Origin of the sequence: Streptomyces sp. NBC_01298, from assembly GCF_035978755.1 — a bacterium.
In the GTDB taxonomy this organism is placed as follows: domain Bacteria; phylum Actinomycetota; class Actinomycetes; order Streptomycetales; family Streptomycetaceae; genus Streptomyces.
Genome location: NZ_CP108414.1, coordinates 8176413 through 8194788, shown reverse-complemented (window position 1 = coordinate 8194788; position 18376 = coordinate 8176413). Strand labels below are relative to the sequence as shown.

The 18376-nt window shown below is 70.0% G+C and carries 20 protein-coding genes; 8 read left to right on the top strand and 12 right to left on the bottom strand.

Annotated features, from left to right (window positions below; translation table 11 throughout):
• Positions 1 to 576: a hypothetical protein gene (locus OG730_RS37450; RefSeq protein WP_327308445.1), complete on the top strand. Its 576-nt coding sequence runs from the start codon at positions 1 to 3 to the stop codon at positions 574 to 576.
• A gap of 52 nt (positions 577 to 628) precedes the next feature.
• Here the strand turns inward: OG730_RS37450 and OG730_RS37445 are convergent, their stop codons facing one another.
• The 5 genes from OG730_RS37445 to OG730_RS37425 all read right to left on the bottom strand — a co-directional run bounded on the left by OG730_RS37445 (position 629) and on the right by OG730_RS37425 (position 4678).
• On the bottom strand, positions 629 to 2035 hold the full coding sequence (locus tag OG730_RS37445) for a mycothione reductase (RefSeq protein WP_327308444.1): 1407 nt from the start codon (positions 2033 to 2035) through the stop codon (positions 629 to 631).
• Positions 2036 to 2300: 265 nt separating this feature from the next.
• Positions 2301 to 2693 (bottom strand): ATP-binding protein, encoded by a 393-nt coding sequence (locus tag OG730_RS37440; RefSeq protein WP_327308443.1) that lies wholly within the window; start codon positions 2691 to 2693, stop codon positions 2301 to 2303.
• A 573-nt stretch (positions 2694 to 3266) separates the two neighbouring features.
• A complete protein-coding gene (locus OG730_RS37435) occupies positions 3267 to 3668 on the bottom strand; it encodes an SsgA family sporulation/cell division regulator (RefSeq protein WP_327308442.1) in 402 nt (133 codons plus the stop codon).
• Positions 3669 to 3893: 225 nt separating this feature from the next.
• Positions 3894 to 4322 (bottom strand): hypothetical protein, encoded by a 429-nt coding sequence (locus OG730_RS37430; RefSeq protein WP_327308441.1) that lies wholly within the window; start codon positions 4320 to 4322, stop codon positions 3894 to 3896.
• 125 nt (positions 4323 to 4447) lie between these two features.
• On the bottom strand, positions 4448 to 4678 hold the full coding sequence (locus OG730_RS37425; protein WP_327308440.1) for a DUF6479 family protein: 231 nt from the start codon (positions 4676 to 4678) through the stop codon (positions 4448 to 4450).
• Between the two features lie 265 nt (positions 4679 to 4943).
• Between OG730_RS37425 and OG730_RS37420 the strand changes: the two genes are divergently transcribed.
• The gene (locus OG730_RS37420) at positions 4944 to 5303 is read left to right on the top strand and encodes an STAS domain-containing protein (protein WP_327308439.1); all 360 of its coding nucleotides are present in this window, start codon (positions 4944 to 4946) and stop codon (positions 5301 to 5303) included.
• 936 nt (positions 5304 to 6239) lie between these two features.
• Here the strand turns inward: OG730_RS37420 and OG730_RS37415 are convergent.
• Together OG730_RS37415 and OG730_RS37410 are read right to left on the bottom strand one after the other, a co-directional pair.
• The gene (locus OG730_RS37415) at positions 6240 to 6998 is read right to left on the bottom strand and encodes a restriction endonuclease (protein WP_327308438.1); all 759 of its coding nucleotides are present in this window, start codon (positions 6996 to 6998) and stop codon (positions 6240 to 6242) included.
• Between the two features lie 89 nt (positions 6999 to 7087).
• Positions 7088 to 7261 (bottom strand): CsbD family protein, encoded by a 174-nt coding sequence (locus tag OG730_RS37410; protein ID WP_327308437.1) that lies wholly within the window; start codon positions 7259 to 7261, stop codon positions 7088 to 7090.
• Between the two features lie 170 nt (positions 7262 to 7431).
• On the opposite strand from OG730_RS37410, the gene OG730_RS37405 reads away from it, so the two are divergent.
• Complete coding sequence (locus OG730_RS37405) at positions 7432 to 8556, top strand: glutamate--cysteine ligase (RefSeq protein ID WP_327308436.1); 1125 nt, start codon at positions 7432 to 7434, stop codon at positions 8554 to 8556.
• A 651-nt stretch (positions 8557 to 9207) separates the two neighbouring features.
• On the opposite strand, the gene OG730_RS37400 is transcribed toward OG730_RS37405, so the two are convergent.
• A complete protein-coding gene (locus OG730_RS37400) occupies positions 9208 to 9528 on the bottom strand; it encodes a hypothetical protein (protein WP_327308435.1) in 321 nt (106 codons plus the stop codon).
• Between the two features lie 256 nt (positions 9529 to 9784).
• The gene (locus tag OG730_RS37395) at positions 9785 to 9946 is read right to left on the bottom strand and encodes a hydrophobic protein (RefSeq protein ID WP_327308434.1); all 162 of its coding nucleotides are present in this window, start codon (positions 9944 to 9946) and stop codon (positions 9785 to 9787) included.
• Between the two features lie 284 nt (positions 9947 to 10230).
• Here OG730_RS37395 and OG730_RS37390 point away from each other — a divergent pair, with 284 nt between their 5' ends.
• Positions 10231 to 10560, top strand: coding sequence for an STAS domain-containing protein (locus OG730_RS37390; RefSeq protein ID WP_327308433.1), 330 nt, complete (start codon positions 10231 to 10233; stop codon positions 10558 to 10560).
• A 38-nt stretch (positions 10561 to 10598) separates the two neighbouring features.
• Here OG730_RS37390 and OG730_RS37385 read toward each other — a convergent pair whose 3' ends face one another.
• Positions 10599 to 10973: an ATP-binding protein gene (locus tag OG730_RS37385; protein WP_327308432.1), complete on the bottom strand. Its 375-nt coding sequence runs from the start codon at positions 10971 to 10973 to the stop codon at positions 10599 to 10601.
• Between the two features lie 247 nt (positions 10974 to 11220).
• On the opposite strand from OG730_RS37385, the gene OG730_RS37380 reads away from it, so the two are divergent.
• Genes OG730_RS37380 through OG730_RS37370 form a run of 3 tightly spaced genes read left to right on the top strand, consistent with a single transcriptional unit; the run spans position 11221 to position 13654 of the window.
• Positions 11221 to 12030, top strand: a complete 810-nt coding sequence (locus OG730_RS37380) for an alpha/beta fold hydrolase (protein WP_327308431.1) — start codon at positions 11221 to 11223, stop codon at positions 12028 to 12030.
• Entirely contained in the window at positions 12030 to 13298 is a 1269-nt protein-coding gene (locus OG730_RS37375) for a SpoIIE family protein phosphatase (RefSeq protein ID WP_327308430.1), read from the top strand. The genes OG730_RS37380 and OG730_RS37375 overlap by 1 nt, the downstream gene beginning before the upstream one ends.
• On the top strand, positions 13295 to 13654 hold the full coding sequence (locus OG730_RS37370; protein ID WP_327308429.1) for an STAS domain-containing protein: 360 nt from the start codon (positions 13295 to 13297) through the stop codon (positions 13652 to 13654). The genes OG730_RS37375 and OG730_RS37370 overlap by 4 nt, the downstream gene beginning before the upstream one ends.
• A gap of 168 nt (positions 13655 to 13822) precedes the next feature.
• On the opposite strand, the gene lpdA is transcribed toward OG730_RS37370, so the two are convergent.
• Both lpdA and OG730_RS37360 read right to left on the bottom strand, forming a co-directional pair.
• Entirely contained in the window at positions 13823 to 15235 is a 1413-nt protein-coding gene (gene lpdA / locus OG730_RS37365; RefSeq protein ID WP_327308428.1) for a dihydrolipoyl dehydrogenase, read from the bottom strand.
• 371 nt (positions 15236 to 15606) lie between these two features.
• Entirely contained in the window at positions 15607 to 15981 is a 375-nt protein-coding gene (locus OG730_RS37360; protein ID WP_327308427.1) for a hypothetical protein, read from the bottom strand.
• A 916-nt stretch (positions 15982 to 16897) separates the two neighbouring features.
• Between OG730_RS37360 and OG730_RS37355 the strand changes: the two genes are divergently transcribed.
• Positions 16898 to 18295: an MFS transporter gene (locus tag OG730_RS37355; RefSeq protein WP_327308426.1), complete on the top strand. Its 1398-nt coding sequence runs from the start codon at positions 16898 to 16900 to the stop codon at positions 18293 to 18295.
• The last annotated feature ends 81 nt before the right edge of the window (positions 18296 to 18376 follow it).

Below are 18376 nucleotides of genomic sequence, written 5' to 3'. Positions count from 1 at the left end.
ATGCGCAAGCACGACGACACGGCGGGGCGCGCGACCGACCCGGTCCTGACCGCGGAGGATCTCGCACGCCCCGCGCCGGCCGGGTACGAGGACGCGCTTCCCTCCCCGGACGAGGCCGTGGACGAACAGCGCCGGCGCGATGCGGGCCGGGTCCGTGATGCCGGCAAGGTTCCGGGCTCCCGGCCCGGAGGGGAATTCGAAAGGACGCACGGAGCCGGGCAGGAGCCGGGTCCCGTTCAACGGGACGTGCTGCGGGACGCCCCGGACCCCGATCCGACGGAGTCGGTGCACGCAGCCGGGACCGAGGAGGAACCGCTGCTGGGAACCGTCGAAGCCGACGGCTATCGCGCGCGTTGGGGCGAGATCCAGGGCCTGTTCGTGGACGATCCGCAGGAAGCGGTCCGATCGGCGGACACCCTGGTGGCAGAGGTCATGCAGGCGTTCGCCGAAACCCTTTCCGCTCACCGGAGCGGGCTTGAGAAGCAATGGGACAGCGGCGAGCAGGTGGCCACCGAGGACCTCCGGCAGGCTCTGCAGGCCTACCGCGCGCTGGTCAACCGGCTGCTCGACACCTGAGCACCCGCACCGTGCCATCGGGCCGGGGCCGGGCGGGAGCGCCCGGCCCCGGTCACGTCCGCGGGCGGGCGGAGCGGCGCGAGGCCTCCTGGCCTTGGTCAAGATCGAGGAGGGCCTTCTCCACGAGCTCGGTGGGCGCCGGGTGGATCCAGTACGGAGACTTGGCCAGGGTGGGCGCGTCGATGCCGAGGGTCATCGCCAGGACGAGGGGTTGGATGAGGGTGGCGGCCTGGGGACCCATGAGGTGGGCGCCCAACAGGCGGCCGGTGCCGCGTTCGGCGAGCACCTTGCAGAAGCCGGTGGTGTCCTCCATCGCCCAGCCGTAGGCGATGTCCGCGTACCTGGCCTCCCCCACCAGGGGATCGATGCCCCGGTCGCGGCAGTCCTGCTCGGTGGCGCCGATCGAGGCGATCTGGGGGCTGGTGAAGACGGCCGCCGGCACCAGCTCGTGATCGGCCGTGCTCAGGGCGTCCGGGTGGCGGAGATTGTGGGAGACGACCTGCGCCTCGCGATTGGCCACGTGCTTGAGGGGTGCCGGTGTGCAGATGTCACCGAGCGCGAAGACCCCTTCGGCCGCGGTGCGTTGGTACGCGTCGACGACGATGCGTCCGTCGTCGTGGGTGGCGACGCCCGCGGCGTCGAGGTTCAGCCGGTCGCTGTTGGGCACGCGGCCCGCGGCGACCAGCAGCATCTCCGCCTCGATCACCGAGGCGTCGTCCAGGGTGAGCCTCAGGGCGCCCGGGTGGCCGCCTACCGCGGTCACTTCCCGGCCGAGTCTGAGGTCGTAGCGGGAACGCATGAGTTCGGTGAACCGTTCGGCGACCGTCTCGTCCTGCGGGCCGAGCAGGCGGTCCTCCTTCTCCACGATGACCACGGAGCTGCCGGCCGCCGCGAACACCTCCGCGAGCTCGGCCGCGATGTAGCCGCCGCCGATGACGGCCAGGCGGCGGGGCGGGGCTTCGATCCGCATGACGGTGTCGGACGTCTCGTACGGCAGGGAGGAATGGAGCACCGCAGGGGGTACCAGCGGGCGGCCTCCGGCGGCGATGACGATCTGCCGGGCGCCGATGTCGACGGCTCCGTCCGCGAGGTCGACCCGCAACGTCCGGGGGCCGGTGAAGCGCGCCGTTCCCTCGTACACGGTGACGAAGTCCGACTCCCGGCGCCCCCGGCGGCCCTCCTCGCGCTCGTCGTCAAGGCGTGCGAACACCCGGTCGCGCATCGCCCGCCAACGCACGCCGAGCAGCTCCGCGTCCACGTCGTACGTACCGGCTTCGCCTACGGTTCGGGCCACGTGAGCGGCGTAGGCGAACATCTTGCTCGGGATGCAGCCCGCGTTCAGGCAGGTGCCGCCGAACCACTTCTCCTCGACGATCGCCACGTCGAGACCGGCGAACGAATCGTCGATGACGGAGTTCCCGGATCCCGCACCGATGACGACAAGATCGTGCTGACGCATCGGGCCAGGCTACGGTCCCTCCGGCGCGGGGTGAGCATCTGCCGGCCCGTTTCCGCCCGGCATTTCACGTCGATCGGCACGCCGCGCCGGGTGTGAGATGCGGAACGGCTCCGCCCTCGGGAGAGGGGGAGCCGTTTCCGCACGAAGGCGAGGCACGGGCCGCCCTGACGACGGCGAAGATCGCGCCCTGCGGAGCGGCGACCTTCGTGGCGAGGACGCGCCGGGGACCTCGTTTCGGTGCCGGCCAGGACTGCCGGAGCGTGGTTCAGGGAGCGGCGGGGAGCGAGATGAAGGCCGCGATCGTCTTGCCGTCGTCACGGGGCCGGATCTCCGTACGATCGGCGATCCGGTTGACCAGCAGCCAGCCAAACCCTCCCGGTACATCGAGGGGTGTCCCGGGCGTGCGCGGGAACGACGAGGATCTGTCCGACACTTCGACAGCCACACAACCCGCGAGAGGCACGACGCGGAAGTCGCTGACGCCGTCGGCGTGGCGGTCCGCGTTGGAGACCAGCTCGGAGACGACCAGCAGCACGTCGTTCACCAGGGGCTCCCCCATGCCGCTCGCCGCCATGACACCGCGGGCGATGGACCGGGCCTCCTCACATCTCAGACCGGCCGTGCGACGTGGCGCTTCCGGCATCGCCTCTTCCTTCATGCCTCACTTCTTCCCTCCATGTCCACTGAACCCGCCAAGACGCCCGCCCGGCTCCCCCGACCGGCCATCAGATCCGACGACTCCGACTCGCTCCAGCACCGATCGCGCAAGGTACCGGTCGCGTGCGGGTGCCCGCCGCCCGGGGGCACCCTGGATCGTCGGAGGCCGACCGCTACGGGCCCTCGCACCCGCCGTTCTCCCCACGGCGGACGTCCGACCTTGAAGGGCGCGCATACCGGTCCGCGAGGCGGGCATCCGAAGATACCCAGCCGAGGTGATCGTAAGGACAAGGAGTGTCCGTGCTGCCCGTCGACGTGACCGCGAGCGGTGTCCTGATCATCCGGCCGCGGCCGCCCCGGCGATCGACGGACGTCTTGTCACCCACCGGTCCGCACGGGCCGATCCCTTCATGAGCACCACCCCGGCCCCGGAAACACGGAGCGACCGGGGCGCACCTTCTACGCCCCTCATCGGCCGGAGGCGCTCGGCGTCGTGTCACGCCGCGTGCGGTTCAGCCGCACCGCGAGCACCAGAACAGTCCGCGCGTCCGCTTCCGGGCACCGGTCGCGGCTCTCAGCGAGCCAGGAACTCGTCGAGAAGCTTGTCGAGATCGAGGAACTCCTTACCCGCAGCGACAACCGCGTAAGTCTCGTCGAGGAACCCCGTCAGCACGGGTGCGTCCACAAAGACAACGGCATTGTCCCGCCCATCGCCGCCCGGGCCGACCAGGTCGACGCGGAGTTCGTCGCGGCCGGCACACTGGGCGGGGCGGAACGCGACGTCGCCCTCCCCCACCGGCCGGTGGAGCCCCTCGGCCAGCATCTGCCGGTCGAAGTGCCACCGTGCCAGGACGTTGTCACCGTCCAGGAACTCCGCCTGCACCACGTACGGGTCGCCACCGTCATAGGAGAAACGGGCAAGAAAATACACGTTGCCCGTCGTCGTCTCGAGGCGCACAACGATCAGAGCAGACACACAGGACATTGAGGGGCCTCCAGGATGGGCGGTGCACGCGCGTTTGCCCTGCTCCGCCGCCACCACACTGCACCGATCGGGGAAACCGCGAAACCGAGAGGCCGGGCCGAGGTCCGCCACGGTTCTTGAGCGGCCGACGGAAGCAAACAGTGACAAGGTCCTGGGGAGCCCCTCGATCGCTGATCGTGGGTCAGGCCCGGCTCCTCCAGGTCAAGCGGCCGGCCGTCAGAGTTCGGCGCGCGTGGCGGACTGGGCGGCCCGTACGGCGACGTTGGCCGCGCCCTCCACGAGCGGCGACGTCTGGGCTTCGCCGCTGGTCAGGGTCCAGCCACAGAGGGCTGCCCAGGCCAGCGCGACCGCGGCGGCCTTGGCGCGCTCGGTCCGGTGGGGCAGGAACGTGCCGAAGAGCAGTGCGTCACCCGCGTCGATGGCGACCCGGCACAGTACGGCCGTGCGCAGCGCGCTGCCTGCAGGGACCGCGACCATGGCGGCGCCGATGACGGCGTCGCGGACGCCGAGGGCGCGGATCAGCAGTGCGGAGGAGCCGTGTTCTGCCAGGCCGCAGGGGCGGGCCAGCACCTTGGGTCGGCAGGCGACCGCCACGCCGTACCCGAGGGTGGCCACGCCCATCACCCGTGCCGCTGTGGTGCGCATCGGCGATCACTCCATTTCGTCGGTTCTGGGACATCGGGCTCGGGTGGTGCGGACTTCCGGTGGCTACCCCGCGCCGGCGCCCGAGACGCTTCGCACGCCCCGGGGAAGGAGCGCGTAGGGAACGTTCAGGTGCGCGGTGCGTGGCCGGGGCCGTCGTCGTCGGGGGTCCGCCAGGAGTCCTGGCGCGCCCGCGCCTCGGGGTTCTGCTGAGCCGGGCGGGCGGGGGCTCGGCGTCGTGCGCTGCGCCGGCTGCCGTACCAGAAGGCGCCGAGCAGGAGGACAGCCACCACCACTCCGATGATGATCAGGAGCAGGGAGCTGATGGCCTCGGCTGCGAGGAATTCGGTGGCAATCATGCATAGCCCCTACCCGCGATCCGCACATGTACGGGGCGGCTGCTCCATCTGGCTGCGCAGGCCGTCGCCGTCGAGGATGCATGAGCGGCGCAGAAGGTCGCGTGCATGGCGCAGGTTGAGCGTGCTGTGCCAGACCTTCTGGGATCTGAGAGGGGCCAGCCCTGCGTTCTCACCGCTTCCGCAGGCCGCGGCCGTACATACAGGCCCCGAGTGCGGGCATGAGCGCCGTACCCAAGCTGTGGAGCCGTGGAAACGAGGAGTGCCGGTGCTGCCTTTCAAGGTGACCGAGAGCGGTGTGCTGATCATCCGACTGCGAGCCGACCTGGATCTCTCCAGCCGCGCCGCCGCCGCCTCGGCGATCGACGGCTGCCGTGCCGCCCACCGGTCCGTGCCCCTGGTACTGGAACTGTCCGACGCGGCGCTGAGCGGCGCCGCGATGAGCGCGGTCGTCCGTACCCACCAACTGTGCCGCTCCACGGGTACGCCGATGGCCGTCGTCGCGGCGCGAGCCGAAACGCGCCGGGCCCTGGCCGCGGGCACAGGCGGCCCGGCCGTCCACTCGGTCCTTGCGCCAGCCGTCGCCGCGCTCTCCGCCACCTTGACCGGGGTCGCCGCGGCGGCGTGACGGGCACCAGGCTCCGGGCTCCGATACGGTGCTTGGCCCGACCCGGGGCCGTGATGCCCGCCGGAAGCCGCCCACCGTTACATCAGGACGCCACCACATGGAGACATGAGGATCACCGGCGGCGAGCAGCAGCGCGAGCGCGACGGCGACCGCTTTGCGGGCCGAGTGGATCCTGCGGCCGGCAGCGACCGCCAGGTCCACCTGGTCGGGCGGTTCGGGGCTCCGCGCCGCGGGCACGGGCGGGTACGGGGGGCCGGGGGCTTCCCAGCCCGGCGCAGGGGCCGCCCCGGTCCCCGCGGACTGCCTGGCACGGTTCGTCGGCCGGGCGCAAAGGCACGCAGAGGACGTCGGAGACCACGTCGGCTTCCTGGTCGAGCCCGTGGACCCGAGCCCGCCCGAGCGACGCGTCAAGCCCTCCCTGCTGCGGTTCCTCCGACGGTCCGTCCCTGCGTAGTCCACGTAAGCTGGCCGGCCGCCATGTTGCGTCACGACCACGCCGAGGCCTCGGTACGGAGCCGGCGCCTCTCGCGTCCCGCCGCTCGCGGTCGGGGCCCTGCTCCCCCCTGGTGTGGAAGAACAGGGGCGAGCCCAGGTCACGGCCAGCGGCATCCTCCGGCCACAACCAGTGGTGCTCTGCACGACCGGGCAGACGCAGCACCTTTCCCCCTCGGAACCTCCATCCGAATGCGCACCGCGTTCGGATGCGCGATCCCATCCCGTCTGGCCGGTACGACGGAGATCAAACAGCGAACCGGAGGTGCCGTGTGGCACCCCTGCATACCCGGTGCACTGCCTGCACCGTTCAGCACTCACGTGCGTTCCAGGGGCGGTACGGACAGGCTGCGACCCGCCCGCCGGTTGTAGGCGAACCCAAGGGCTCTCCGGTGACGGGCGCCGGCGCAGGAAGGCGGTCGCAAGACGAGACTGTCCAGCTCGTCAGCCGGTGGGAACCCGCACGGCCGCATCACGGCCATCCGGTTCCCAGGGCGGGGCCACGGCGGAGTCGGTCCAAGCGGCCAGGGCCTCGCCGTCGATGCAGACGATGCCGCACGCGGCGGCGTACTCGAGGGCCGGCGCGGTGTAGGAACTCGTGGTGACGAGGATGGCCACGTCGGCGTCGTGCACGGCGAAGCAGGTTCCGCCAAAGCGCTGCAGGTCCTGCGAGCCGACGCGGTTGGTCTCGGAATAGTGCTTGCACTGAACGACGACACGCAGTCCGTCCGGGGTCGTGGCGATCACGTCGGCGCCCAAGTCTCCGGCGCCGCCGACCACTTCCACGGGCGTGCAGCCGTCGCGCACGCACAGCGCGGCTATCGCGTGCTCGAAGCCGTCGGCGTCGACCGCGGCGTGGTCCAGCGCACCGGCATCGACGTCCGGCACCCCTCCTGCGGCGGGGACGTCCAGTACCGCCGTCGCCTCGATCGAGTACGGATCCCCGTGCAGGGCCGGGACGGGCGGCGCTGGGGCGGTGGGGCGCCGGCGGACGGGCGACACGATGCGCTGGGCCAGCATCACCCCGATCGTGAGGACCACCGCGCCGGCGACGGATACGCCCCAAGCCCCCTCGGCGGTCTTGAGGAAGACGGCCAGGCCGCCGACACAGATCCCCACGAGCCCTACGGCCAGCACCACATCACGCCCGATCGGACCGGAACCGCCCCCGGCCTTCCTTGCGCCTTCCCCCGGCAACGCCATGTGGGATCCTCCCTCGATCAGTTCGAACGCGCCGCGGTCCCGGACCCCTCGGGGTCCGGGACCGCGGCGATAGACGCCGAGCGTCCGGGTCAGTGCTTGAAGACGTCCTTGATCTTTTCCTTGGCCTGGCGGGCGTCGCCCTTCGCCTGCTCGGCACGGCCCTCGGCCGTCAGGCGCTCGTTGCCCACCAGGCGGCCGGCCGTCTCCTTGAGCTTGCCCTTGGCCTGCTCGGTCTTGGCCTGGCTCTTTTCGTCGTTCGACACAGCTGGTCACTCCCTGAGGGGCGGGGAACTCCTTGCCCTTCCTCGTCTGACCCGGATCGCGGCCCGCAAACAGCCGGGCGGACCGCGGACCCCCTGGTCGGCGCCCGCATGGCCGGGGCGGGACAGGGCAGGCGTGGGGTGATGTGAACAGCGGATCGATAGGCGGCGGCATGCGAAGCGTAGGCGTGGAAGAAGAGCTGTTGCTGGTGGACGCCCGCAGCGGTGAGCCGCTGGCCCTGTCGGGGGCACTGCTGGAGGCCGCGGACCGGTTCGTCGAACGGCAGCCGGATGGTGGCGGGGAATCACAGGGGCACACTTTTGAGAAGGAACTCCAGGAGGAACAGCTGGAGTTCGCCACCAAACCGGTGACCGAGATGGGCGAGCTCCTGAAGGAGATCACCCGCTGGCGGGGGGAAGCCGCCCGGCACGCCGCGTCCGCCGGGGCGCTCGTCGCGGCCCTCGGTACCTCCCCGCTGCCGGTCCAGCCCTCATTGAGTGCCGGCAAGCGGTACGAGTGGGTCGGCGAGCAGTTCGGCCTGACCGCGCAGGAGCAGCTGACCTGCGGCTGCCACATCCACGTCTCGGTCGATTCCGACGAGGAGGGCGTCGCCGTCCTGGACCGGATCCGCCCCTGGCTGCCCGTACTCACCGCGATGAGTGCGAACTCTCCGTTCTGGCAGGGTGAGGACAGCGGGTACGCCAGCTACCGCAGCCGCGTCTGGAACCGGCTGCCGTCGGCCGGGCCCACGGACCTCTTCGGGTCCGCCGACCGCTACCACGAGCAGGTGCGCGCCATGCTCGACACCGGCGTGTTGCGGGACAAGGGGATGATGTACTTCGACGCCCGGCTGTCCGCCGCCTACCCGACGGTGGAGGTCAGGGTCGCGGACGTCTGCTTGGACGCGTCGACACCGGTCCTCCTGGCGGCCCTGGTACGCGGACTGGTCGAGACGGCCTCCCGCGCCTGGCAGGACGGACAGCCCCCGGCCCGGATCAACACGGGCCTGCTACGGCTCGCAGCCTGGCGCGCCGGTCGCTCCGGGCTGGACGGCCCGCTCATCGACCCCCGGACGATGCGCGAGACTTCACCCGCGGTGGCCGTCGAAGCACTGCACGCCCACGTACGCGAAGCCCTGGCCGACCACGGCGACGACGAACGCGTCCGGGAGGGCATCACCCGCCTCCTGGAGCACGGCAACGGGGCCCGCGTCCAGCGCGCGCTGCTGCGTACGGAGGGCACCCTCGGCGGCATGACCACCCGCTGCGCGGAGATCACCACCGGAGCCCGCGCCTGACCCCGTGATCGAACCCCATGGATCCCGCCTTCAAGGAGACCTGTCATGCGCAGTGCCCCGTCGGAGCCTGAACTGCCCGACCGTGTTCCGGAGAAACGTGACGCGGTGACCCCTGACCTGCCCCCCTTCGGGCCAGCCGCCCCTGACCTCCCGGGTGTAGCCGGCGGACGGCGTCGGCACGACGGACCCGGCGAAGAGGGAGAGGAAGCGGGAAAGGAAGAGGGAGAGGAGGGCGGCGGAAGCGAGGCCGACAAGCAGCCCCCTTCCGGCCCGGGCAACGCGCCCCCTCAGGAACCGACCGGCTGATCCGAACCCGAGGCGGGAGGGTCTCCCCGGCTCGGGTTCGGCGTGCGCCACTGGTTCTCTCCCCCCACCAGGGGAGTTGACAGTCCACCGCCGCTGGAGGCCCTGTCTCGGAGCGGTTCCACCAGGATCCTGCTGCGGACTACGGCAGAGGGCTGCGCAGGGCACTGTGTCCTTGCTGCCAGGCCGTACGGATAGCGCCGCATGGGCTTGGCCGGGCGGCGGGATCCCGGGGACGGGGCGCCCTCGGCGCACGCGAAGGGACCGCGCGCTGAACCGGTTTACGGGACCACTGGCACCGCACGGAGGGGCACCTGGCAGAACGACGACATGCGGGGTATCTCGGCGTCACGGGCCACTGGTCGGCGCCTTCGGCGCCTTCGGCGCCTTCGGCGCCGGCTTCGGGCCGGTCCCACCCGAACCGCAGAAGCTGGCGTTGCCGAGGTGGCGGTCGCGGTGGAGCTCGGGAGCGCTCTCGATCTGTTCCTTGGTCCGGTCGACGTAGACCTGCTTCTCCTGCGGGTAGACGCGGGTCACGGTGCCGACCGGCAGGAGGACTTCCTTGCCGAAGATCCAGACTCCGGTGTAGTCACGCGAAACAACTCCTCCGATAAATCGGGAAGCCGAAAAGGGGAAACGAATTCCCGGCGGCCCACGCGTGGCGTCCATAGCGCGCAGGCGTTTGTTTCACACCCCCGATCCGGATCAGGGCCGGGACGGCCGTCGATCGTTGGAGGTGAGCAGGTCCCCTGCTGCGTCACGGCGACCACCCCGGCTACCCCTCCGAATACCCGGGATATCCGATTCCATCCGTTACCGGAAAACCAATCCTGTTCCACGACGACGTGGCGGTGGCCCGCGGTCCCCGTCGCGGGGACTGCGGGCCACCGCCACGCACTGCCTGAGCTTTACCTATGCCGGGTACCTACCAGCGGTACCAGCGGCCGCTGCCGCCCTTCGGGCGAGCGACGAAACCGATCAGCCACAGCACCAGGACGGCGATTGCGACCCACCAGAGAATCTTGAGTGCGAAACCCGCACCGACGAGGACCAGAATCAGCAGAAGAACAAGAAGCAGGGGAACCATGGTTATCAACCTCCAAAGCCGCTCTTGCCCTACCTCATCGGAAGCATGCATTCTGCTCACATGCTTGCGGCGTCGCCACCGGGATTACAGCGGCATGGGCGACTCACGCCGATCGCATGTGCCGCCCGGCCCGCGGGTTCTCACGCTTTTGCCGCCGGCGGCGTGCACGTAACCTGCACATGGGGCATCACAGCACGATCCCTGAGGCCGGAACATCCCGGGGATCTCCCGGCCTCCCCGACCATCCGCACGCCACAAGCCACACGCCACAACAGGGGGCTCCCATGGACCAGCACGTGACGGTCTCACCGGACGTCGACGGCGTCCGCGTGATCACCTGCGCCGGCGAGTTCGACCAGGACACCCTTGAACCCCTGCGCCAAGCCATCGCAGACGCCCTCGCCGATCCCGTACGCACGATCGTGCTGAACGTCAGCGAGATCACGTTCGCCGACTCCTCCACGCTCAACGAACTGATCCGCCTGCGGCGCACCGGCCGCCCCATGGTCCTGGCCGGTCCACTGAACCCGCAGATGGCACGGCTCTTCGAACTCACCTCGGCGGACCAGATCTTCACCATCGCCGAGAGCGTCGAGGCAGCGCTCACCCTGTAGCGGCCGGCGCCACGCAGGGCCGGCGGAGACTTCGCGGGTCATGTGGCCGGAGCGGCGAGGGGGAGGTAGGCGGTGATCGTCTTCCCATCGCGACCGGACCGGATCTCCGTACGGCGCGCGAGCTTGGTGACCAGGAGCCAGCCGAACCCGCCCGGCGCCGAGACTGGTGTCCCCGGCGAGCGGGGCAGAACCGATGACGCATCGGAGACCTCGATCGCCACAGCATCGGGAAGAGGGCGGACGCGGAAGCCGGTCACACCGCCCGCGTGCCGGAACGCATTGGTCACGAGCTCCGCGACCACCGTCAGCACGTCGTCAAGCGCACGCTGGCCCACCCCACGCCCGGCGAGAGCCTCCCGGACGATTTGCCGGGCATCCACGCTCCTGAGTCCAGCCTCCAGTGGTCCTGTCATCACAGCTCCTCTCACGCCTCTCGCCTTCCCCTGCCGCGCGATAAATCCCCGCTTGGGACGGTTTCTTTTACCGACGACAAGCACGCCCCGTCCCGATCACCAAACCGCGGGTGACCACCGCCCTCACCGCGCAACTCGTCCGGGCGCATCTGCGGATCCCGAGTAGGAGCGGGCACGGGCAGGAGCCCTCCCCCGGTGATCGTTCAAGGGCCGCGACCGCTCGTAGTGGTCTGCGAGGATGTGGGGCATGGATGTGCGGAGCAGGAACCACGTCAGGGTGACAGGACGGCCTGACGGGCCAGTGGTGGTGCTGGCGCACGGTTTCGGGTGCGATCAGAACATGTGGCGTCTGGTGATGCCGGTTCTGGAGCGTGACTTCACCGTGATCGTCTTCGATCACGTCGGGTCGGGCCGCTCAGACCATTCCTCGTGGACTCCCGAGCGGTATTCAACCCTCGACGGCTACGTCGACGACGTGCTGGAGATCTGCCGGGACCTGGCACTCGGCCCCGTGCTCTTCGTGGGGCACTCGGTGAGCGCCATGATGGGCGTGCTCGCCGCGGCACGGGAACCCGACGCTTTCGCCGGCCTGGTACTGCTCGCCCCCTCCCCCTGTTTCATCGACGATCCGGGCGCGGGCTATCGGGGCGGGTTCAGCGCCGAGGACATCGATGAGCTGCTGGAGTCCCTCGACGCGAACTATCTCGGCTGGTCCGGTGCGATGGCTCCGGTGATCATGGGCAATCCGGAGCGTCCGGAGCTGGGTGAGGAGCTGACCAACAGCTTCTGCCGGGCCGATCCGGAGATCGCGCGGGTCTTCGCCCGGGTGACGTTCCTGTCGGACAACCGCGCCGACCTCGCCAAGGTGACGGTGCCCACGCTGGTGGCCCAGTGCTCCAGCGACGCGATCGCACCCCCGGAGGTCGGCCCGTTCGTCCAGGCCCAGATTCCCGGCAGCCGACTGGTCACCCTGAACGCCACCGGGCACTGTCCCCAGCTCGCCGCCCCCGAGGAGACCGCAGCGGCGATCGCCGCGTTCGCCGGTGGCGCCCGATGATGTGCGAGACCAGCGAGGGCGAAGACGCCACCCCCGAAAGGGAACAGGCACCGGGCGGTGAGCGGGCTGTGTTCTCCGCCCTGCTGGAGGACAGCGCCGAGGACCTGTACGAGCACGCGCCGTGCGGCTACCTCTCCACCCTGCTCGACGGCCGGATCGCCAAGGTCAACACCACCCTGCTCGACTGGCTCGGTTACCAGAGCGGCGACCTCGTCGGACGGAAGAACTTCTCCGATCTCCTGACCGTCGGCGGCCGCCTCTACCACGAGACGCACTTCGCGCCGCTGCTGCGCATGCAGGGCGAGATCAGCGGCATCGCCCTGGAACTGAAGACCGCCACGGGCACCCGCCTGCCCGTCCTGGTCACCTCCACCGTCAAGACGGGCAGCGACGGCCAGCCCCTCCTGATCCGCACCACCGTCTTCGACGCCCGCGACCGCCGCGCCTACGAGACCGAACTCCTGCGCGCCCGCCAGGAATCGGAGCGCGAGCGCGAACGCCTGCAGCGGCTCAACGCCACGTTGCAACGCACCCTGCTACCCCCGACGCTGGCCAACGTCCCCGGACTCGACGTGGCCGCGCATTACCACATCGCCTCCCCCGACGAAGTCGGCGGCGACTTCTACGACCTGTTCCCCCTCGCCGCCGGCACCTGGGGGTTCTTCCTGGGTGACGTATGCGGCAAAGGCGCCGCCGCCGCCGCTGTCACCTCCCTGGCCCGCTACACCCTGCGCGCGGCCGCCGTCTACGACCCGGCCCCGGCCGCCGTCCTGGCCAACCTCAACACCGTCCTGAACCACGAGTACAACGGCACCGACCCCCGCTACTGCACCGTCGTCTTCGGCCTCCTCACCCCCGACCCCGTACAGGGCGGCTTCCGCGTCACCCTGGCCAGCGGCGGCCACCCCCCGACCGTGCTCATGCGTGCCGACGGCACCGCCCACTACCTGCCCACCCCCGGCGGCCAGCTCATCGGAGTCCTGCCCGACGCCCACATCGCCACCACCACCCTCCACCTCACCGCCGGCGACACGCTGCTCCTGTACACCGACGGCCTCACCGAGGCCCATGCACCCGGAGCAACGGGCGACGGCCGCTACGGCGACGACGCGCTCCTCGACTTCACCCGCGCTCTCGCGCCGACCACCGCTTCACACGCGATCGGGGCGGTCACCGACCTGCTCGACACCTTCGGCACCGGAGTCGACGACGACGCCGCGGTCCTGGCCATCCACGTGCCCCCGACCCCCAGTGAGGAGCACCAGTGACCCAGCAGCTGTCCGTGAACACGCGCATCACCACCGCCGGAGCGGTCATCGAGCTCGCGGGCGAACTCGACCATCACACCGCCCCCGACGTCCGCGCAGCCCTGACCGGACTCGACCTGAACACCGGCCAGCAACTCGTCCTGGACCTGGGCGGCCTCACCTTCTGCGACTCCAGCGGCATCACCATGATCATCGCCGCCCGCAACCACGCCATCGCGGCCCACGCCCACATCGCCCTGGCCGCGGTCCCCGAGCGCGTCAGCCGCATCTTCCGCATCGTCGGCCTCCAGCACGTCTTCCCCACCCACCCCACCGCACAGGACGCCGAAGCAGCCTGGACGACCCCCACGAGCTGAAGCAGGCCCAATCACCGAGGAGACGAACCGCAGCATCACCGCGCTGGGCGGGGAGTTCGGGTCCACGGACACCTACGTCATCCCGTCCGATCCTCTTCCCGGTGAGCAACAGCCATGGCCGCAGCGTGCCGGTGCGGCCGTCTGCCGTACCGGCACGCTGCGGGAGGCTCACATGTTGATCATGTGGCCGGCCAGGCCGTGCACGGCCTCCTTGACGGCCTCGCCCAGGGTCGGGTGGGCGTGGACGTTGCGGGCCACCTCGTGGACGGTGAGATCCCATTGCTGGGCCAGAGTCAGTTCGGGAAGCAGTTCGGTGACGTCGGGGCCGATGAGGTGGCCGCCGATCAGCTCGCCGTACTTGGCATCGCTGATCAGCTTCACGAATCCGGTGGTGTCGCCGAGGCCCTGGGACTTGCCGTTGGCGGTGAAGGGGAACTTGGCGACCTTGACGTCGTAGCCGAGCTCACGGGCCTGGGCCTCGGTGTAGCCGAAGCTCGCGATCTGCGGCTGGCAGTAGGTGGCGCGGGGGATCATCGCGTAGTCGAGTTCCATGGTCTCGGCATCGGCGATCGTCTCGGCCGCGATCACCCCCATGGCCTCGGCGGTGTGGGCGAGCATGAGCTTCGCGGTCACGTCACCGATGGCGTAGATGTGCGGGACGGAGGTGCGGCAGCGGCCGTCGACCTCGATCGCGCCGCGGTCGGTTACGCGCACGCCCGTCTGCTCCAGGCCGTACCCGGTGACGTTCGGCGCGAAGCCGATCGCCTGGAGGACCTTGTCGGCCTCCAGGACCTTCGGGGTGCCGTCCTTCCCGGTGACGGAGACGCGGACCTGGTGCCCGGACTCGTCGATGGCGTCGACCCGAGTGGAGGTGAGGACCTCGATGCCCAGCCTTCGGTACTGGCGGGCGAGTTCGGCGGACACCTCGGCGTCTTCCAGCGGGGCGACACGGTCCAGGAACTCGACGATCGTGACCTTCACACCATAGGCGTGCAGTACGTAGGCGAACTCGATGCCGATGGCACCCGCCCCGGCGATGACGATGGACTGCGGGAGGTCATCAGCGAGAATCTGCTCCTCGAAGGTCACCACGCGCGCGCTGCGCTTGGTGCCGGGCAGCAATTTGGGGGTCGCGCCGGTGGCGATGATGCACTGGTCGAACCCGATCGTGCGGGTGTTGCCGTCGTAACCGGTGACCTGGAGGGTGTGCGGGTCGAGGAAGGTGCCGCGGCCGTCCACCTCGGTGATCTTGTTCTTCTTCATCAGGTAGTGGACCCCCTTGACCCGGCCGTCGGCGACCGTGCGGCTGCGCCGGAAGGCCTCGCCGTAGTCGAAGGTGACCTCTCCCTCGACCTTGATGCCGAAGGTCTTCGCCTCATGGGTGAAGATGTGGGCCAGTTCCGCGTTGCGCAGCAGGGCCTTGGTCGGGATGCAGCCCACGTTCAGGCAGACACCTCCCCAGTACCTCTCCTCCACGACGGCTACACGCTTGCCCAGTTGGGCGGCACGGACGGCGGCGACATAGCCCCCGGGCCCGGCTCCGAGTACGACGACATCGAATCGATCGTCCTGCTCGACCATGGTGCGATCCTCTTCTTCCGTCGGCTCAACTGCCGTTCCGTGACGGCTCGTACTGGAAAGTGTCGGTCACCGGCAAGGTGCTCCGTCAGTTGCGTCCGGCCATGTCCCGCCATCGGCGGCCTGGCCCGCCGCGAGGCAGCCGTTCCGGGTGGCCCGCACGGGGCGGTGTCCAGCGCGTCGAGGTAGGAGCGCATTGGTGCGTGGATAGTTGGCTTGCCGTGGGTCAAGCTGGCGGAGAATCCGAAGACCTCGGAGGGTCTGGTGACCATGCTTGTCCTGAGGCTGCGGCCACGAGCGCCGGAAGTCGACGGGCATGGCGGAGACGGTGGCCGAGGCCGCCTCGGGTACACCGAGGCAGGCGAACTCATCAACTAAGAGGCCAAGTCGGTCACCGGGCGGATGGCATCGGGCCGCAGACGGAAGGTGGTCGGATCGCCGATTTCCACTGCACGGCGCGCCAGCCCGATCACTGACGACCAGTAAGAACGTGGCCATGTGTGGCCGACCGTCGGTGGCCACTGAGGTGATCGTTCAGTCTCAGGAGGTGTCCGTCTGTCGCCGACGGCCGCGCCTTGCCGGGGCTGCTCTCCGCGCCGGGTGTCCGGCCATCTCGCCGCTCCTGTGAACTCGGGCGCGAGTGCCTGCTCGGGTGTGAGGCCGAAGCCGAGGTCGGTGCCGTAGACCGCCATGGCCAGGGCCTGGAACATCGGGACGGCGTGATGCCGTTGGGGGTTCTTGGTGGACACCACCTCGATCGCCGTCTGGAGCTGGTCGAGTACATGGTGATGGGCTCGTAGCCAGCGAAGCTGACCACTCCACTGATGAACCCGCCGGACTCGACGAGGCCGAGTCCGTAGCGCCACTTGCCGGGGCCCGTTGGAGTTCCCTGTGAAGATGAAGGGATCGGATTCTTGGTTGCTTCGGTCCAGACCGCCCGCTTGAGCAGCGCCCCGGCCGCCCGCCGTTTACCAGAAAGCCAGCGACAACGTCCCCAAGGCCGCGTTCTCGCCCGACGCCCACTGCTGGTGGAACACACAAGCGGCCGAGCGGCTCCCCCATCTCCTGTCAGTGGCACGCGCAGACGCCACCTCCACACAACAACAGGCACAGCGCGCCCAGGCACCTTGGCGGTAGGACGACCACAGCCTTGGTCCAGTCGGCGAGCTGGCGGGGCGTGCGGGACATGGACCCGGCCCACTGCCTACAGCATGCCGGGGTGGGTCGCACACTCGGATTCCGTCACCGCGGCGTGCCGGCCAACGCCCAGTGCGAAACGGGCCCGAAGGGCGGAACTCAGGCTCATTCCCCGCCCTTTCGCTTTGCCCCGCCTGGACCACATTCAAGTCGCGCTCAACGCAGCGTAACCAGCACCGAACCAGCACGGGACGCGTGGCGAGGGGTGCTGCCGTGGGGTTTCGGGTCAGCACCAAACCAGCACGGGAGTCAGCACCGCCCACCCAAAGGAGCTCTAACTCTGCAATTCCGACAGGGCTTCACGACCCTGTTCCGGAGGGGCTGCGGGGCAGCAGTCCGGGGTGTGTGGTGCGTGCGCACATCAGTCGTGGCCCGATTGTGATGGCGGACCACATATGCCGGTGAGCTGGGGACTTCTACGTTGTGGCCACACCCGACGTCCCCGCAGACACCCTGGAAGTGGTTCACATGGCCTCCACCTCAGCCGACCCGAAGGCTTCGTCCGGCATCAGACGGATCGTCGCCGCCAGCCTCATCGGGACCACGATCGAGTGGTACGACTTCTTCCTCTACGGGACCGCCGCCGCCCTGGTCTTCAACAAGCTGTTCTTCCCCACCGCGGATCCGCTCACGGGCACGCTGATCGCCTTCCTCACCTACGCCATCGGGTTCCTCGCCCGGCCGTTGGGCGGGGTCGTCTTCGGGCATTTCGGGGACAAGGTCGGGCGCAAGAAGCTGCTGGTGCTGAGTCTGCTGATGATGGGCGGGGCGACCTTCGCGATGGGGCTGCTGCCCACCCACGCGAGCATCGGGGTCGGAGCTCCGATCCTGCTGACCGCGCTGCGCCTGGTGCAGGGGTTCGCGCTGGGCGGCGAGTGGGGCGGGGCCGTGCTGATCGTGTCCGAGCACGGCGGGGCCGAGCACCGCGGGTTCTGGGCCTCCTGGCCGCAGTCCGGCGCTCCCGGGGGGAACCTGCTCGCCACCGGGGTGCTGGCGCTGCTCGCCGCCGTGCAGTCCGATGCGGCGTTCCTCTCCTGGGGCTGGCGGATCCCGTTCCTGCTCTCCGGGGTCCTCGTGATGGTCGGGCTGTGGATCCGCCTCTCCGTGTCCGAGTCGCCCGTCTTCCTCGCGGCGCAGGCCGCGGCCGCGGCCTCGGGGCGGGCCGAGGAGGAGAAGGCCCCCGTGGTCCAGGTGTTCCGCAAGGACTGGCGGCAGGTGCTGACCGCCATCGGCACCCGCTTCGGCGAGAACATCTCGTACTACGTGCTCACCTCCTTCCTCCTCGTCTACGTCACCACCCACCTCGGGCTCCCCAAGACCACCGCGCTGAACGCGCTCCTGATCGGCTCGGCCGTCCACTTCCTGACCATCCCGGCCTGGGGCGCGCTGTCGGACCGGATCGGGCGCCGGCCGGTGACGCTGATCGGTTCGGTCGGCATGGCGGTGTGGGCGTTCGCGTTCTTCGCGCTGGTGGACTCGAAGTCGTTCGGCGTGATCACCCTCGCCGTCACCGCCGGACTGCTGCTGCACGGGGCCATGTACGGGCCGCAGGCCGCCTTCATCTCGGAGATGTTCGACACCAAGGTCCGCTACTCGGGCGCCTCGATGGGCTCCCAGCTCGCCTCGATCGTCGCGGGGGCCCTGGCCCCGATCATCGCGGTCGAGCTCCTGAAGGACTACGGCTCCTCCGTGCCGGTCTCCATCTACCTGTCCGGTGCCGCCCTCGTCACCACCCTGACCGTCCTCCTCGCCCGCGAGACCCGGGGCCGCGACCTGTCCGTCCCGAAGGGAGCGGCAGGGATGGAGAGAGCAAGCGCGCCGGCCGCGGGGAACGGGTACGTCGCCGCGGCCTCCGATTCCGCCTGAGCCCGACCGACCACCGGGCCGCCCGCCGTGACCGGTGCCTCCGGTCCGGCGGGCGGACCCGCTCGCCACCCCGGAGCGAAG

What these genes read in the sequence shown, in the direction of transcription:
- OG730_RS37450 (WP_327308445.1), top strand. Translation starts at nt 1, where the DNA reads ATGCGCAAGCACGACGACACGGCGGGGCGCGCGACCGACCCGGTCCTG.
- OG730_RS37445 (WP_327308444.1), bottom strand. Translation starts at nt 2,035, where the DNA reads ATGCGTCAGCACGATCTTGTCGTCATCGGTGCGGGATCCGGGAACTCC.
- OG730_RS37440 (WP_327308443.1), bottom strand. Translation starts at nt 2,693, where the DNA reads ATGAAGGAAGAGGCGATGCCGGAAGCGCCACGTCGCACGGCCGGTCTG.
- OG730_RS37430 (WP_327308441.1), bottom strand. Translation starts at nt 4,322, where the DNA reads ATGCGCACCACAGCGGCACGGGTGATGGGCGTGGCCACCCTCGGGTAC.
- OG730_RS37425 (WP_327308440.1), bottom strand. Translation starts at nt 4,678, where the DNA reads ATGATTGCCACCGAATTCCTCGCAGCCGAGGCCATCAGCTCCCTGCTC.
- OG730_RS37415 (WP_327308438.1), bottom strand. Translation starts at nt 6,998, where the DNA reads ATGGCGTTGCCGGGGGAAGGCGCAAGGAAGGCCGGGGGCGGTTCCGGT.
- OG730_RS37405 (WP_327308436.1), top strand. Translation starts at nt 7,432, where the DNA reads ATGCGAAGCGTAGGCGTGGAAGAAGAGCTGTTGCTGGTGGACGCCCGC.
- OG730_RS37400 (WP_327308435.1), bottom strand. Translation starts at nt 9,528, where the DNA reads ATGGACGCCACGCGTGGGCCGCCGGGAATTCGTTTCCCCTTTTCGGCT.
- OG730_RS37395 (WP_327308434.1), bottom strand. Translation starts at nt 9,946, where the DNA reads ATGGTTCCCCTGCTTCTTGTTCTTCTGCTGATTCTGGTCCTCGTCGGT.
- OG730_RS37390 (WP_327308433.1), top strand. Translation starts at nt 10,231, where the DNA reads ATGGACCAGCACGTGACGGTCTCACCGGACGTCGACGGCGTCCGCGTG.
- OG730_RS37385 (WP_327308432.1), bottom strand. Translation starts at nt 10,973, where the DNA reads ATGACAGGACCACTGGAGGCTGGACTCAGGAGCGTGGATGCCCGGCAA.
- OG730_RS37380 (WP_327308431.1), top strand. Translation starts at nt 11,221, where the DNA reads ATGGATGTGCGGAGCAGGAACCACGTCAGGGTGACAGGACGGCCTGAC.
- OG730_RS37375 (WP_327308430.1), top strand. Translation starts at nt 12,030, where the DNA reads ATGTGCGAGACCAGCGAGGGCGAAGACGCCACCCCCGAAAGGGAACAG.
- lpdA (WP_327308428.1), bottom strand. Translation starts at nt 15,235, where the DNA reads ATGGTCGAGCAGGACGATCGATTCGATGTCGTCGTACTCGGAGCCGGG.
- OG730_RS37355 (WP_327308426.1), top strand. Translation starts at nt 16,898, where the DNA reads ATGGCCTCCACCTCAGCCGACCCGAAGGCTTCGTCCGGCATCAGACGG.